Source organism: Kitasatospora sp. NPDC002965, from assembly GCF_040611255.1.
Lineage (GTDB): Bacteria > Actinomycetota > Actinomycetes > Streptomycetales > Streptomycetaceae > Kitasatospora.
Map to the genome: position 1 here is coordinate 21,729 of NZ_JBEXNT010000048.1, position 14,088 is coordinate 35,816.

Sequence of the window (14,088 nt, forward strand, 5' to 3'; positions counted from 1 at the left end):
GGAAGGCGGCGCGCGTCAGTGCGCGGCGGCGGCCAGCAGCTGCCTGGTGTACGGGTGCGCGGGCGCGGTGAACAGCTCGGCGGAGGGGGCGTGTTCGACGACCCGGCCGTTACGCATCACCAGCACCTCGTCACAGAGGTGGCGGACGAGCGCGAGGTCGTGCGAGATGAACACCAGCCCGACGCCGGTCCGTCGGCGCAGATCGAGGAGGAGGTTGAGGATCTGGGCCTGGACGGACACGTCCAGGGCCGAGGTCGGCTCGTCCGCCACCAACACCTCCGGGCCGACCGCGAGCGCCCGGGCGATCGCGACGCGCTGGCGCTGCCCGCCGGACAGCTGGTGCGGCCGGGAGTCGAGCAACCCCGCCGGGAGTCCGACCAGTTCGCGCAACTCGTCGACGCGCGAGAGCGGCAGGCCGTGGGTCAGCAGCGGCTCGGTGAGCGCCTGGCGGATCGTCATGCGCGGGCTGAGCGAGGCGTAGGGGTCCTGGAAGACGAACTGGACGCGACGGCGCAGCGCGCGTTCCTCCTCCGGGGTGACCTCCGCCCAGGAGCGACCGCCGACCCGGACGGTCCCGTGCTGCGGGCGGAGCAGCCCCAGCAGGGCGCGGGCCAGCGTCGACTTGCCCGAGCCGGACTCGCCGATCACCCCGACCGCCCGGCCCGGCGCCGCCGTGAGGCTGACGCCGTCCAGCGCCGGCGCTCCACGGCGGCCACGGCCGTAGCGGACGGTGAGGTTCTCGGCGACCAGCACCGGCTCCGCCGCGACGGGAGCGTCCCCGGCAGGGCTGGTCGCCGCGGCGGCGGCCCGGTCGCCGGAGGCCCGGCCCGCCCCCGGCGGGTCGGTCCGCCCCTGTCCCTGACGCTGCTCCCCCTCTCCTCCCTGCTCGTGCTCCTCTTCGTGCTCCCGCCCCTCCTCCGGCACCGGCACGTGGCAGGCGAGACCGCGCTCCCCCACCACCTCCCAGGCGGGCGCCTCCTCGGCGCACCGCGCGGTGGCGGCGGCACACCGCGGCGCGAAGGCGCAGCCGGGCAGCGGCTCGCCCGCGGCGGGCGGGCGGCCGCCGATCACGGCGAGCGGGCGGCCGGGCGGGCCGTCCAGCCGGGGGACGGCGGCCAGCAGCCCGGCCGTGTAGCGGTGTCGCGGGCTCGCCAGCAGGGCCTTGGCCGGGGCTCGTTCGGCGATCCGTCCGGCGTACATGACCTGGACGGTGTCGCAGGTCCGGGCGACCACCCCGAGGTCGTGAGTGATCAGCAGGACCGCGGTGCCGGTCTCGTCGCGGAGCCGGACCAGGAGGTCGAGGATGCCGGCCTGCGTGGTGGGGTCGAGGGCGGTGGTGGGCTCGTCGGCGATCAGCAGGTCGGGCCGGTTGGTCATCGCCATGGCGATCAGGACCCGCTGGCGCATCCCGCCGGAGAACTCGTGCGGGCGGTCGCGAAAGCGGCGCTCCGGCTCCGGGATGCCGACCAGGTCGAGGAGTTCGAGCGCGCGGGCCCGGGCCGCGGCCCGGGAGGCTCCGTGCACCCGGGCGGCCTCGGCGAGTTGGCGGCCGATGGGCATCCGGGGGTTGAGGTAGGCGAGCGGGTCCTGGAACACCATGCCGATCCGGCGGCCACGGACGGCCCGCATGCCGGGTTCGGGGAGGGTGAGGAGGTCGGTGCCGTCGAGGCGGACCGTCCCGGCCGTGGTCCGGCAGCCGGGCGGGAGCATCCGGTTGGCGGCGAGCGCGGTGAGGGTCTTGCCGGAGCCGGACTCGCCGACGAGGCCCAGGATCTCGCCGGGCCGGAGGGTGAAGTCCACGCCGTGGACGACCTGGTGGGGCCCGGCGGCGACCCGCAGGCCGGACACCTCCAGCAGCGGCGCCGCCGGGCCGGTGCGGCCGACGTCGTCGACGGCCGCGGTCGGGCCTGCACCGGCGGTCGGGCCGCCACCGGCGGTGCGGGCGGTCTCGGTGGGCGCGGTCACCGCAGTTTCTCCCGGTTGAACGAGTCGGCGAGCAGGGTCAGCCCGAACACCAGCAGACCGAGCAGCAGGACGGGCGCGAGGGCGTAACCGGGGTGCAGGAAGAGGTACTTGCTACCGGTGTTGATCATCGTGCCGAGCGAGGGGGTGGGCGGCTGGATGCCGAAGCCGAGGACGCTCAGCCCGCCCTCGATCTTGGCCGCGTGCGCCATCGCGACGGCGAGCAGTGCGGTGGCGGCGTCGGTGACGTTGGGCAGCACGTACCGGCGGAGGGTCCGCCCGCGCGGTACGCCGAGCACCCGGGCGGCCACCACGTGGTCACGGGCGAGCTGGGCCAGCAGGGCGGCGCGTGCCTGGCGGCCGAAGACGGGCAGGGCGCTGAGCACGATGGTGACGACCACGCTGCCCAGGCCGGGCCGGACGATCAGCGCGATGGCCAGGCCGAGCAGCAGCCCGTGGAAGCCGAGCAGCAGGTCGAAGAGCCGCTGGACGGCCTCGCCGAGCAGGCGGTTCAGCCCGCCCGCCAGGCCGAGCAGGGTGCCCAGCACGGCGGCGACGGGAACGGCCAGCAGGCAGACCAGCAGCTCGATCCGGACCCCGTACAGCGCGCGGACCAGCAGGTCGCGGCCGACCTCGTCGGTGCCCAGCGGATGGTCCCAGGAGGGCCCGGCCAGTGCCTCGCGGCTCTGCTGGTACGGGTCCGCGGAGAGCAGCAGCGGGCCGAGCAGGCCGAGCAGCACCACCAGGGCGACCAGCGCCGCCCCGGTCCGGCCCCGCCTGCCCCGCAGTGCGGCGGGCAGCGCGGGCAGGGCCGGCAGTCGGCGACGCCCGGTGCGCCGGCCTGCGGGAGTGCTGTCGGCCGCGGTGGCCGCCCCTCCGGTCCCGGCGGTCTCGGCGGTCCCGGCGGTCTCGGCGGTTCCCGCCTCGGCCGGGGTCCCGGCGGTGGTGTCCTGGGTCTCGGCGGTGGTGCTCATCGGGCCTCCCCGGTGCCGGCGCGGGCGATCCGCGGGTCGAGGCGACCGACCAGCAGCTCGGAACCGAGCTGGACGGTGACGGCCACCGCGACGGCGAGCATGATCAGGGTCTGGGCGACGGGGTAGTCCCGCTGGTTGATGGCGTCGAGCAGCAGTTGCCCGAGACCGTGCCGGGCGAAGAGCTGCTCGGCGACGACGGCTCCGCCGAGGAGTTCCCCGAGGTTGAGCCCGAACTCGACGCAGAACGGCGCCAGGCTGTTGGGCACCACGTGGCGCAGCAGGATGCGCCGGGGCGGCGCGCCCTTGGCGACCGCGGTGAGCACGAACTCCTCCTGCCGGGTGCGGCGGATCTCGGTGGCGAGCAGCCGGGCGAGGACCACCGACCCGGGCAGGGCCAGCGCCACGGCGGGCAGCGCCAGGTACTGCACGGCCAGGTCCGGCGCGGTGAGGAGGTCCTTCTCGCCGCCGGCCGGCAGGACGCGGAGCAGGACCGCGAAGACGAATACGAACAGCACGGCGGTGACGTAGACCGGCAGGGCCAGCACCGCGGTGGTGAGCGGGTCGAGCACCCGGGCCAGCCGGCCGCGCCGCTCGGCGGCCAGCGCGGCCCCCAGCAGCAGGCCGAGCACGAGCATCAGCAGACCTGCGGCGAAGGCGAGTTGGAGGGTCGAACCGAGGCTCTGGCCGATCATCCTGGTGACCGGCTCGCGGTAGTGGAAGGAGAGCCCGGGGTCGCCGACGAGCAGTCCCCGCAGCCAGGTCAGGTACTGGACGGGCAGTGGCCGGTCCACGCCGAGCTGGCGGCTGAGGTGGTCGCGCTGCTCCTGGTCCGCCTCGGCCCCGAGGGCGGCGGACACCGGGTCGCCGGGAGCCAGGTGGAGCAGCAGGAAGACGGCCACCGAGGCGAGCCAGAGGGTGGCCAGCGCTCCGGCGGCCTTTCTGGTCCAGTACGGCACGGGGGTTCTCCGGGTGGTCGGGCCATGCGGGCGGGCCGGGTGGTTCACCGGCCCCGGGCGGTGGGGGTCGCCCGGGGCCGGCGGCCGGCGGGGCGGGGCGGTTCGTCGGGCCGGGGCGGCGCCGGGATCCGGCCGGTCGGGGCGGACCGGCCGGACCTGGCGGAGCCGGACGGGGCGGGGCCGGACGGGTCGGAGCCGGACGGGGCGGGACCGGGAGTCAGCCGGCCCGGCGGGTGTCGGTCAGCTTCAGGTAGCCGAGCGCGCTGGTGGACACGTCGTGCACCGAGGAGGCGAAGGCGTACGTCTCCCAGGCGTGTGCGAGCGTGATGTGGAAGGACTGCGCCAGCAGGTACTCGGACAGCTCGTGGTTGACGTCGGCCCGGGCCTGCTCGTCGGCGGCGGCGAACGCGCGGGCCTGCAGCTCCGCGTAGGCGGGGTCGGTGACGTGCGACGTGTTCTTGCCGACCTGGAGCGGCCCCGAGACCGTGATGCCGCTCAGCGGCGAGACGCTGACCATGCCGTGGTTGGCCACGAACAGGCCCTCCAGGGTGCCCTGCTGGATCTTCGGCTGGATCGCCGCGTTGTCCAGCAGCTGCACGTCGACGCCGAAGCCCGCCTGCTCCAGGTCGTACTTCACCAGCTCGACGAGCGAGGTGAAGATCGGCGAGTTGGCGGCGGTGAGCGGCACCCGGACGCCCTCCGCGCCGGCCTCCCGGAGCAGGCCCCGGGCCTTCTCCGGATCGTGCCGGTAGCGGGTGACCTGGTCCGGGGTGACCCCCGGGGTGTTGGACGGCCAGGGCAGGCTGCTGGCCTCGGCGTGGCCGCCGTAGACCTGGGCGACGATCCGCTCGCGGTCCACCGCGTACTGCAGCGCCTGGCGGACCCGGATGTCGTCGAAGGGCTTGGAGGCGACATTCACCCCGAGGAACGCCTGCTGGTAGGAGGCCTTGGCGGACTGCACGGTGAAGCCGGGGTTGCCGGCCAGCACCTTGAGGTCGCGGCCGGGGACGGCGCCGATCAGGTGGGCCTGACCGGACTGCAGCGCGGACAGACCGGCCTGGCTGCTCGTCACCGACCGGACGGTGATCCGCTCGAACCGGGGCCGTCCGCTCTGCCAGTAGCGGTCGTAGCGGGTGAGGTCGAGCTGGTTGCCGCCCTTGAACTCCTGCCAGGTGAACGGGCCGGTGCCGTTGACCTTGTCGGAGGCCCTGCCCTCGACGTAGCTCCGGGCGTCGACGACGGGGTTGAAGGCGAGCGCGTCGAACAGGTTGCTGGTGGGCTTGGAGAGGGTGAGGGTGACCTCGCCCCGCGCACTGGCCTTCACGTCGGCCAGGCGCTCCAGCAGCGGCTTGACCTGGGAGCTCTTGGTGGCTCCGACCAGCGAGTACACGACGTCGTCGGCGTCGAGCCCGCGTCCGTCGTGGAACGTGACGTCCTCGCGCAGCTTGAGCACCAGCTTCAGCCGGTCGGCGCTCCACTCCCAGGAGGTGGCGAGCCAGGGCACCGGCTGGAGGGTCTTCGGGTCGAGGTCGACCAGCCGGTCCAGGACGAGGTTGACGAACGCCGGGGTGTCCGGGCCCCGGTGGAGCAGCTGGGTCGGGTCGGGTGCGCTGCCGTACACGATCTGCAGGTCGGGTGCGGAGGCGGTGGCGGACGCGCCCGCGGCGGCGCCGGGGGACGGGTCGGTGGCCGAGCGGCAGCCCGCCGCCAGCAGGGCCGCTCCGGCGCTCAGGCCGAGAAAGCCTCTTCGGGCCAGGCCGGGGTGGCGGGCCGCTTCGCTCATGGTGCTACTACCTCTTGGTGGTTGGGTTCGGGGTGGCCCGCGGCACGGGGCCGCGGGCCGACGGGGCGGGGAACTCCCCCACCCGCCTCAGTACTTGGTGACGACCACGCTGTCGCTGTAGAGCACCACGTCGGGTCCGCCGGTCGGGTAGGAGATGCCCTTGGCCGGGTTCCAGTTGGCGCGGTAGATGCCGGTCTTGAAGTAGGGCGCCTGGTTCTGGTGGTAGTTGTTGAGCCCGCTGTGGGTGCCGACCTGGACGCCGTCGCGGAGCACGGTGATCGAGCCCGGCGTGGTGGCGGTGGACCAGGTGACGTCGAAGGCCCACTGGTTCCAGTGTCCGAACTGCACGGCGCCGAGCGGGATCACGGCCTCCTGCACGGTGGCCGGGTCGGTCAGCCAGTGCACCTTCAGCCGCCAGTTGCCGTCCTTGACGGTGAGGGCGATCGGCGGCTTGGTGTCACTGCCGTCGGCGAGCGGGTAGCCGTGCCACTGGGCGACGATGGTCTCGGTGGAGGTGCGCACCCAGTCGGCGGGCAGGTAGTCGGCGAAGGCGAAGCGGTAGCCGCCCCAGCCGAGGGCGTTGACGGCGACCTCGGAGCGGTAGGACTGCCCGTCGTTGGGCACGCTGAACCGGCCGGCCAGGCCCGAACCGCCGGCGGGCCCGCCGGTGACGGTGATGCTGCCGTTGCCGTCGATCCGCTGACGGGTCCAGTTGGCGACGGTGCCGGACTCGAAGTCGTCCGAGAACACGGTGGTGGCAGCGGTGGTGGTGGCGGTGACGGCGGTGGCGGTGCCGGCGGTCGTGCCCGCGACGGCGGCCGGGGCGGCGAGGGTGCCGGTCAGCAGCGCGGCGGCGAGGGCGGTGCCGGCGAGCCGGCGTGCGGTGGGGCGGGACGGGGCCATGGGGATCGTGCTCCTCGGGACGTACGGGTTCGGGTGACGGTGACCGGGGCGGCCGGCCGACGACGGTTTCCAGGCGTCAGCCGGCCCGTCGACAGGAGGCCGCCGCCGACCCGGCACGGCCCGTCCGCCCGGCGCCCGCGGCCCGCCCGACCCAGGTCGGGCTCGACCACGCCCACTGGTCGTTCAGCTGCCGGACCCGTACGTGGTAGAAGTCGCCGTCGCCGCCCGGCCGTTCGTCGATCAGATCCAGCTCGGCCGCGAGCTCCCCGGCCGGCACCGCCCGGTCGAACCGGAAGGCCCCGGAGACGAACCCGCCGATGAACCCGGTCCGCGGCCCCTCGCGCAGCTCCCCGACGGCGTACGAGGTCTCGACCCCGTTGACGACGGCCGTCAGCCTGGTCCGGTCGTCACCGGCGACCGCGAGCGAGAAGCCCTGGGTGGCGTCGGTCGCGGTGTTGGGGTTGCCCTCGGTCACGGTCCGCAGCCGCAGCTCGCCCGGGCCGGTGCGCCACCAGTCGGACGGGCGGTACGACGCGGGCTCGGCCGCGGCCGGGGCGACCGTCTCCGAACCGCGCAACCGGGGCTGGACGTCGAGTAGTTCGCCGCCCTCGACCCGCAGCGTGACGTCCCAGTGGACGGGCGTCTCGCGCTTGCCCCAGCCGACGGCGAAGCCCAGCGTGCCGTCGAACGCGGCGGACCGGGCGGCGGTGCCCAGCAGCTCGGGCCGGGAGACCCGGTGGATCGGCACGCCGTTGCGGACCACCTCGACGTGGTCGAGCGCGTCCCGGCCCTGCACGGTGACCCGGATCCGGCGGCGGTCGGCCGACGCGGTCTCGGCCCCCATCGGCGCCCCGTTCACGGAGGCCGCGAGCAGGATGCGGTCCCCGGTGATCGCGTAGGTGCTCCGCCGCTCGATCGCGTCCCAGATCGCCGGCCGGGTCAGTTCCGGCGCCCAGACGGCGAGCCGGCCGTGACCGTGGCTGCCGGGGAAGGCGCTGTGGTGGTCGGTGGAGCCGATCAGCCCGAACCGGTGGCCGAGCCGCAGCCCGTGCACGGCGGTCCCGGTGGTGTCGCGCGGGCCCATGGTGTGCAGGTAGGTGCGCGGCGCCTCGTCGGACTCGGCGCAGCCGTGCATCGACATCATCTCCACCACCGGGGCGAACTCCTCGGTGTAGGTGTCCCAGTTGATGCCGCGCCGCCCGGTGCCGTAGCCGATGTGGTGCGGAAGCGCCCAGGTCCGCACGCCCTCGGCCGCGAGGGCGCGCAGCCGGGCTCGCAGTTCCTCCAGGCCGGCGGCGCGGATGATCTCGCCGCGCGGGCCGTCGAAGTACACGCAGTGGTCCCCGTGGGCGAGGCTGTGCCACTCGAAGGACTGGAAGGTGACGAACCGGCCGTCCTCGTGGGCGGCGGCGGTCACCTCCTGGACGTGCTCCCAGCGGTCGGCGAGCCGGGCGAAGCCCTGGGTGTGGTAGTCGACCAGCGAGGCCAGCTCGGGGGTCCGCTCGGGGAGGTCGTGCCACCAGCCGTGGCCGGTGACGCTGGCGAAGTCGAGCTGGAGGCGGGCGTTGGCGTACGCGTCCTCGATCGGGCCGTGGCCGTAGCTGATGCCGCAGTGGTTGTGGATGTCGCCGACGTACAGGCCGAGACCGCCGTAGCCGGGTGCGTCGGTGGTGGGGGCTGTCATCGGGTCGGGCTTCCTCTACGGTGCGCGGCGAGCGATTGCCGCGGGATGTTTGATCGACTGTGAGAAGAAGTCTTTCCCGATCTTCCGGTGATGGTCAAGACCAGGCCGACCTGCGTTGCCCGATCGCCACAGGGGGAAACACAGGCTTCACAGAAGCCCGGCAGGCAGAAGGAGCCCCGTGCTGACCAGCGACATGCCGCCCACCTCGGGACACCTTCTCGAAACTTTCTATCGATCTGATAGAAACTGCCGAAGCACCCCGCCGCCTTCCGTGAGGACGACCGCCAGCCATGCCGACCACCGCCCCGCGCACCCTGCCCGCCCCGCCCGACCTCAGCGACTCCGTCCTCGTCCGCGCACCCGAGCGCCCCCTGCCCGGTTACTGGGCCGGCTGCCCGGGCATCCGCTACGAGGCCGACCGCGACCGCTTCCTGCTCACCTACCGCGAGCGCCGCCCGCGCGGCACCGACGGCCAGGACCGGGGCTGGCGCTGCGCGGTGGCCGAGAGCAGGGACGGCGTCGAGTTCCACGACGTCTGGTCGGTCGAGCGCGCCGAGCTGGACTCGCCGTCGATGGAGCGCTTCGCCCTGCTCCCCCGCGACGACGGCTACCTGCTCCACCTCAGCTACGTCGACCCGGCCGACAACCGCTGGCGGATCGACGCCGTCCGGGCCGGCACGCCGGACTCCTTCGACCTCGCCACCCGCACCCCGGTCCTCACCGCCGCCGGCACCGGCACCGAGGGCGTCAAGGACCCCTACCTGCTCGAACTCGACGGCACGGTAGAGATGTTCAGCACCGTCTCGCGCACCCGCGCCTTCACCGCCGAGGAGCAGGAGCTCGCCCACGCCGACGCCGACATCCACACCACCGGCCTCACCGTCCAGCCGACCGCGCGCGCCGACTCGCCCGACGGACTGCGGTTCACCGCCCCTCCCGGCCGGGCCGCCGAGGTCCTGGACGTCGGCCCGCCCGGCGCCTGGGACGCCTACGAGGCCCGGATCACCGCCGTCCTCCCGGACGGGCGGGGCGGCTGGCTCGCGCTCTACGACGGCTCGGCCGACGCCGCCGGCAACTACGAGGAGCGCTGCGGCCTCGCCGTCTCCACCGACCTGCGGGAGTGGCACCGGCTGACCACCGACGGGCCCTGGCTGGACGTCCGCTACGCCGACGTGGTCGCCGCCCGGGGGCGCTGGTACCTGTACTACGAGCAGACCCGGCCGGACGGCGCGCACGAGCTGCGGGTGGCGGTCCTGGACGAGTTCGCCGGGCTCCGGCCGTAGCCGGGACGCTCCCCGCCGACGGCCTCGTCGGCTCGCATCCGTCCGGACCGTCCGGAACCGCCCTGCCCCGCCCCGGTCCGTCGGGCACGCAGGCGGCGTTCAGGACCTTCGCCAACAGGATCTACTGATCCCGACCCGTGGACGAACGGCCCGCCGGGGAACCGGCGGGCCGTTCGTCCGCAGAGCACCCGACCGGGGGTTCGGACCGGCAACGTGCAACGGATCCGCGCTCGATGTCGCCGGTCGCCCCTGCATCCGACTCGACCGACGCGCCTGGCTCTGTCCGCACGGCAGCTCCGTACGCTCCGCCACGGCGGATCCGTAGCCCCCTCGCGGGCACGCCGGGTCGTGCTCGCGACCGACCGGTTGCCGCCGGCAGGCCGGCGTCACCGGGCCCGGGCCGTCGCCACCACATCGGTCATCGCCGTCAGGAACCGCTGCGCCACCGCCAGCTCCGCCTCCCCGAAGCCGCCCATCGCGGTCACCAGATCGGCGATGAGCCCGCCGAAGAAGGCCTGCCCGAGCTCCGTCGCCCGGCCCTCCACCACCAGCCGGACCTTGCGACGGTCCTCCGGATCGCGCTCGCGCCGGATCAGGCCGAGCCGCACCAGACGGTCGACCAGACCGGTCGTCCCCGCCGAGTTCAGCCGCAACGCCTCACCGAGCCGCCCGGGAGTGACCACCGAACCGGCCCGCGCGGCGTCGAGCAGGTGGACCAGCGCCCGCAGGTCGGTCGGGTGCAGCCCGTGCCGCGCGGCGAACTCGGCGCCGAAGAGGTCGAGTTCGACGGTCAGTCCGCGCAACAGATGGACCAGCTCCATCGGCAGCCGAGATTGCTCCACCCCGTGTCCTTTCCCTGGCGGTCCCCCGGACGTATTCTCTCGCTGAGCGAGATACATGCTCGGCGAGCGACTCCATCATCCACCGGGGGAGATCATGTCCGCACGCACATCCGCCGACCCGGCCGTCGAACCCGGCCACGCCGCCTTCCTCACCGCCTACGACGAGGCCCTCGCCCGCTGGCCCGTCCCGGCCGAGGCGCTCACCGTCCGGACGCCCCACGGCGCCACCCGCGTCAACGCCTGCGGCCCGCGCGACGGCCGCCCCCTCGTCCTGTTGCACGGCGGCGGCTCCACCTCGACCTGCTGGACCGCCGGCGTCGCCGCACTCACCGGGACCGGCCACCGGGTCCTCGCCGTCGACCTGATCGGAGACCCGGGCCGCAGCGTCCTCGGCGGCTCGCCGCTCGGCGGCGTCCCCGGCCTGCTGAGCTGGCTGGACGCCGTCCTCGACGGGCTCGACGTGGCCGCCGCCGACGTCGTCGGCCACTCCTACGGCGCGTGGATCGCCCTCCGTTACGCCCTGCACGCCCCCGGCCGGGTCGGCCGCCTCGCCCTCCTCGACCCCACCCAGTGCTTCGCCGGCTTCCGCCCCGGCTACCTGCTGCGGGCCCTTCCCCTCCTCGCGCCCCCGCGCACGGCCGCCAGGGCCCGCTCCTACCTGGACTGGGAGAGCGGCGGGACCGCCCTCGACCCGGCCTGGCGCGAGCTGTACGCACTCGGGTACGCCGGCTTCCCCGCCGCCCGGCCGGTCACCGGCCCGCGCCCGACCACCGACCAGCTGCGCGGGCTCACCGCGCCCGTCCTCGCCCTGTTCGCCGAACGGAGCCGGACCCACGACGCCGCCGCGGTGGCCGAACGCGCCCGCCGGAGCCTCCGTTCCGCCACGGTCGCGGTCCTCCCCGGAACGTCCCACCACACCCTGCTGACCGCCCGGCCGGACGAACTGAACCGGCGGCTCACGGCCTTCCTCGCCACCGGCCCCTGACCGCGCGGCCTCGCGGCCCGGGGCTACCCGCGTCGCACCAGCCCCGCGATCAGCGCCCCCAGCGCCACCTCCAGCTCCCCGCACCGCTCGCCCACGCCGACGTACCCCGTCTCGGCCAGCACCCGCCCGAGGGCCGGCAGCCGCGTCGCGTCCGCCCCCTCGTACGCGGCGCGGCGCTGGCTCGGTTCCCGCGGCGGGCTGACGGGGTGCTCGGAGAGCAGTTCGCCGAGGACCAGCTGCCAGCAGGAACGGAACGCCGGCATCGCGCGCCCGGGCGGGAGTCCGGCGGCCATCAGGTCGGCGAGGCAGGCGTCGTTGAAGGGCAGCGCGTTCTCGGCCACCAGCTCGCCCCGGATCAGGATGTGCAGCACCCAGGCGTGGCCGGCCATGTAGTCGTGGGCGTCGACCAGCCGGCGCAGCAGCCGGGCCTCCGGGCCGGCACCCGACACGCCGACCGGCAGGCCCTCGGCGATCTCCTCCAGGACGGCGAGCAGCAGCGCCTCACGGTCGGTCACGTGCCGGTAGAGGGAGGCGGGCGCGGTGCCGAGCTCGGTGGCCACGGCGCGCATGGTGAGCGCGTCGATCCCGTCGCGCTCGATCACCCGGCGCCCGGCGGCGACCACGCCGGCGGTGGTCAGACCGGGGCGCGGGCGCTTGCGCCCGTACCGGCCGCGCTCCCCCGCGACCTCCCCCGCCACCTCGCCGGCCCCCTGCACCGCGGCGGCGGGTGCGGTCCCCGAACCCGCCCGGCGCGGGACCTCGGGTGCGGTCTCCGGCGCGTTCTCCGGGGCAGTCGCGGGCGCGGCCTCCGGTGCGGCCTCGCGCACGGCGTCCGCCTCACGTCCGCCGGCGCCCGGCCGACTGGTCTCTTCTGACACTCCGCCATCCTGCCATGGCTCCGCCAACCCGCTCCTCCACCGGGTCGTTTGCACTCGACATCGAGTAAGGCTTACCTTACGCGAACAACGTTCGCATCGGAGGTCGTCATGCCCGAAGCCGCGCCACCCACCCCGTCCCGGGCCACTCCCGGGGCGTCACCCGGGACGTCACCCGGCCCGACGCCGGTCCACGCCCAGGACCCCGCCCCGGAGTCCGCCCCGGAGTCGCCGCCCACCCCGCGTGCCCCGCACGGGGAGCACGCCCGGCACGCCAGGCCGGGCCTCGTCCTCGCCACCGTCTGCCTCTGTCAGCTGATGGTCACGCTCGACGCCAGCATCGTGAACATCGCGCTTCCCGCCATGAGCGAGGCCCTCGGCTTCGTCGACAGCGCGCTGCCCTGGGTGGTCAACGCCTACGCGCTGGCGTTCGGCGGGCTGCTGCTGCTCGGCGGCCGGATCGCCGACCTGGTCGGGCACCGCCGCGCGGTGCTCTCCGGCCTGGTGCTGTTCGGGATCGCCTCGGTGCTCGGCGGGTTCGCCCAGACGCCCACCCAGCTGGTCGCCGCCCGCGCCGGACAGGGCGTCGCGGCCGCGGTACTGGCCCCGATCGGCCTCACCCTGATCATGGTGACCTTCGCCGAGGGACCGGCCCGGGCCAGGGCGCTGGGCATCTGGTCGATGGTGACCGCCGGTGGCAGCGCGCTCGGCGTGCTGCTGGGCGGGGTACTCACCGACCTGCTCGACTGGCGCTGGGTGTTCTTCGTCAACGCCCCGATCGTGCTGGTCGGCGTCGCCCTGGCAGCACGCTCGGTGCCGGCCTTCCGCCCACCGCGCGCCGGCCGCCCGGACGTACTCGGCGCGGTCCTCGGCACCGGTGCGATGACCGCCCTGGTCTACGGGCTGATGGAGACCGACCGGCACCCGTGGGGCTCGGCCCGCACCCTCGGCACGATCGCCGCCGCCGTTCTGCTCGGCCTCGCCTTCCTGTTCTGGGAATCCCGGTTCGCACAGGCGCCGATCGTCCGGCTGGGCGTGCTCCGGGCCCGTACGGCCTGGGTGGCGAGCACGGTCGTCACGCTGCTCGGAGCGGCCATGCTGGTCGGCTTCTACTTCTGCTCGCTGCACCTGCAGAACGTCCTGCACTACGGCCCGCTCGCGGCCGGAGCCGCGTTCCTGCCGTTCTGCGCCGGAACGGCGGCGGGCAGCATGATCGCGGGCCGGCTCACCGCCCGCTTCGGTGGACGGGCCACCCTCACCGGCGGCCTGCTGCTCGGGGGCCTCGGCATGCTCTGGTTCGCCGGACTCGGCGTGGACTCCGGCTACCTCACCGCCTTCGTCGGCCCCTCCCTCGTGGCCAGCGTCGGCGTCGGCATCTGCATGGTCTCCAACACCGCGATGGGCACCTCCGGCGTCGACCCGCGGGAAGCCGGCCTGGTCAGCGGACTGCTCAACGCCGGACGCCAGTGCGGCGGGAGCATCGGCCTCGCCGTCCTGTCGACCCTCGCGGTGTCCGCCACCCGCCGGGCCGCGGAGGACGGCGACACCCCCCTGGCCGCGCTGGCGGCCGGCTACGACCGGGCTTTCGTGGTCACCGCCGCCCTGCTCGGCGTGGCGGCACTGATCTCGGTGCTGTTCGTGCCCGCCCGCAAGGCGGCCTCCGGGCCGCAGCCGGCCCGGCCGCGCTGACGGAACCGGAGGGCGCGGCCCGGCGGAGACCGGTCCCGTTCCGAACCGGAGGGTCGGAACGGGACCGGTGGCGCTCCGGACACGGCCGGGCCGGGCTCCGGACCGGCCGCGGGTCGGGGCCCCGGCGGCCGGGGGCCGAGCACTCAGGGGCC

The 14,088-nt window shown here is 74.9% G+C and carries 11 protein-coding genes; 3 read left to right on the plus strand and 8 right to left on the minus strand.

Annotation, left to right across the window (positions count from 1 at the left end):
* Positions 1 to 15: 15 nt before the first annotated feature.
* From ABZY91_RS19960 to ABZY91_RS19985, 6 genes are all read right to left on the minus strand, one after another.
* Positions 16 to 1,965, minus strand: a complete 1,950-nt coding sequence (locus ABZY91_RS19960) for an ABC transporter ATP-binding protein (RefSeq protein ID WP_355404018.1) — start codon at positions 1,963 to 1,965, stop codon at positions 16 to 18.
* Positions 1,962 to 2,936 (minus strand): ABC transporter permease subunit, encoded by a 975-nt coding sequence (locus ABZY91_RS19965; RefSeq protein WP_355404020.1) that lies wholly within the window; start codon positions 2,934 to 2,936, stop codon positions 1,962 to 1,964. Before ABZY91_RS19965 ends, ABZY91_RS19960 begins: the two co-directional genes overlap by 4 nt.
* The gene (locus ABZY91_RS19970) at positions 2,933 to 3,892 is read right to left on the minus strand and encodes an ABC transporter permease (protein WP_329877836.1); all 960 of its coding nucleotides are present in this window, start codon (positions 3,890 to 3,892) and stop codon (positions 2,933 to 2,935) included. Before ABZY91_RS19970 ends, ABZY91_RS19965 begins: the two co-directional genes overlap by 4 nt.
* Before the next feature lie 217 nt (positions 3,893 to 4,109).
* Positions 4,110 to 5,675, minus strand: coding sequence for an ABC transporter substrate-binding protein (locus tag ABZY91_RS19975; protein ID WP_355404023.1), 1,566 nt, complete (start codon positions 5,673 to 5,675; stop codon positions 4,110 to 4,112).
* Positions 5,676 to 5,762: 87 nt separating this feature from the next.
* Positions 5,763 to 6,578, minus strand: a complete 816-nt coding sequence (locus ABZY91_RS19980; protein WP_355404025.1) for a polysaccharide lyase — start codon at positions 6,576 to 6,578, stop codon at positions 5,763 to 5,765.
* A gap of 76 nt (positions 6,579 to 6,654) precedes the next feature.
* Positions 6,655 to 8,262 carry a DUF3604 domain-containing protein gene (locus ABZY91_RS19985; RefSeq protein ID WP_355404027.1) on the minus strand — a complete coding sequence of 536 codons (1,608 nt, stop codon included), beginning with the start codon at positions 8,260 to 8,262 and terminating at the stop codon, positions 6,655 to 6,657.
* A 290-nt stretch (positions 8,263 to 8,552) separates the two neighbouring features.
* On the opposite strand from ABZY91_RS19985, the gene ABZY91_RS19990 reads away from it, so the two are divergent.
* Positions 8,553 to 9,545 carry a hypothetical protein gene (locus ABZY91_RS19990; RefSeq protein ID WP_355404029.1) on the plus strand — a complete coding sequence of 331 codons (993 nt, stop codon included), beginning with the start codon at positions 8,553 to 8,555 and terminating at the stop codon, positions 9,543 to 9,545.
* A 386-nt stretch (positions 9,546 to 9,931) separates the two neighbouring features.
* Here the strand turns inward: ABZY91_RS19990 and ABZY91_RS19995 are convergent, their stop codons facing one another.
* Positions 9,932 to 10,366 (minus strand): MarR family transcriptional regulator, encoded by a 435-nt coding sequence (locus ABZY91_RS19995; RefSeq protein WP_355404067.1) that lies wholly within the window; start codon positions 10,364 to 10,366, stop codon positions 9,932 to 9,934.
* 115 nt (positions 10,367 to 10,481) lie between these two features.
* Here ABZY91_RS19995 and ABZY91_RS20000 point away from each other — a divergent pair, with 115 nt between their 5' ends.
* Positions 10,482 to 11,372 carry an alpha/beta hydrolase gene (locus ABZY91_RS20000; protein ID WP_355404031.1) on the plus strand — a complete coding sequence of 297 codons (891 nt, stop codon included), beginning with the start codon at positions 10,482 to 10,484 and terminating at the stop codon, positions 11,370 to 11,372.
* 23 nt (positions 11,373 to 11,395) lie between these two features.
* Here the strand turns inward: ABZY91_RS20000 and ABZY91_RS20005 are convergent, their stop codons facing one another.
* A complete protein-coding gene (locus ABZY91_RS20005; RefSeq protein WP_355404033.1) occupies positions 11,396 to 12,250 on the minus strand; it encodes a helix-turn-helix domain-containing protein in 855 nt (284 codons plus the stop codon).
* Positions 12,251 to 12,358: 108 nt separating this feature from the next.
* Here ABZY91_RS20005 and ABZY91_RS20010 point away from each other — a divergent pair, with 108 nt between their 5' ends.
* Positions 12,359 to 13,936 (plus strand): MFS transporter, encoded by a 1,578-nt coding sequence (locus tag ABZY91_RS20010; RefSeq protein ID WP_355404035.1) that lies wholly within the window; start codon positions 12,359 to 12,361, stop codon positions 13,934 to 13,936.
* Positions 13,937 to 14,088: the final 152 nt, after the last annotated feature.

Coding starts and splice junctions, on each gene's coding strand:
- ABZY91_RS19995 (WP_355404067.1), bottom strand. CDS start 10,366: ATGGAGCTGGTCCATCTGTTGCGCGGACTGACCGTCGAACTCGACCTC.
- ABZY91_RS19990 (WP_355404029.1), top strand. CDS start 8,553: ATGCCGACCACCGCCCCGCGCACCCTGCCCGCCCCGCCCGACCTCAGC.
- ABZY91_RS19975 (WP_355404023.1), bottom strand. CDS start 5,675: ATGAGCGAAGCGGCCCGCCACCCCGGCCTGGCCCGAAGAGGCTTTCTC.
- ABZY91_RS19965 (WP_355404020.1), bottom strand. CDS start 2,936: ATGAGCACCACCGCCGAGACCCAGGACACCACCGCCGGGACCCCGGCC.
- ABZY91_RS19980 (WP_355404025.1), bottom strand. CDS start 6,578: ATGGCCCCGTCCCGCCCCACCGCACGCCGGCTCGCCGGCACCGCCCTC.
- ABZY91_RS20000 (WP_355404031.1), top strand. CDS start 10,482: ATGTCCGCACGCACATCCGCCGACCCGGCCGTCGAACCCGGCCACGCC.
- ABZY91_RS19985 (WP_355404027.1), bottom strand. CDS start 8,262: ATGACAGCCCCCACCACCGACGCACCCGGCTACGGCGGTCTCGGCCTG.
- ABZY91_RS20010 (WP_355404035.1), top strand. CDS start 12,359: ATGCCCGAAGCCGCGCCACCCACCCCGTCCCGGGCCACTCCCGGGGCG.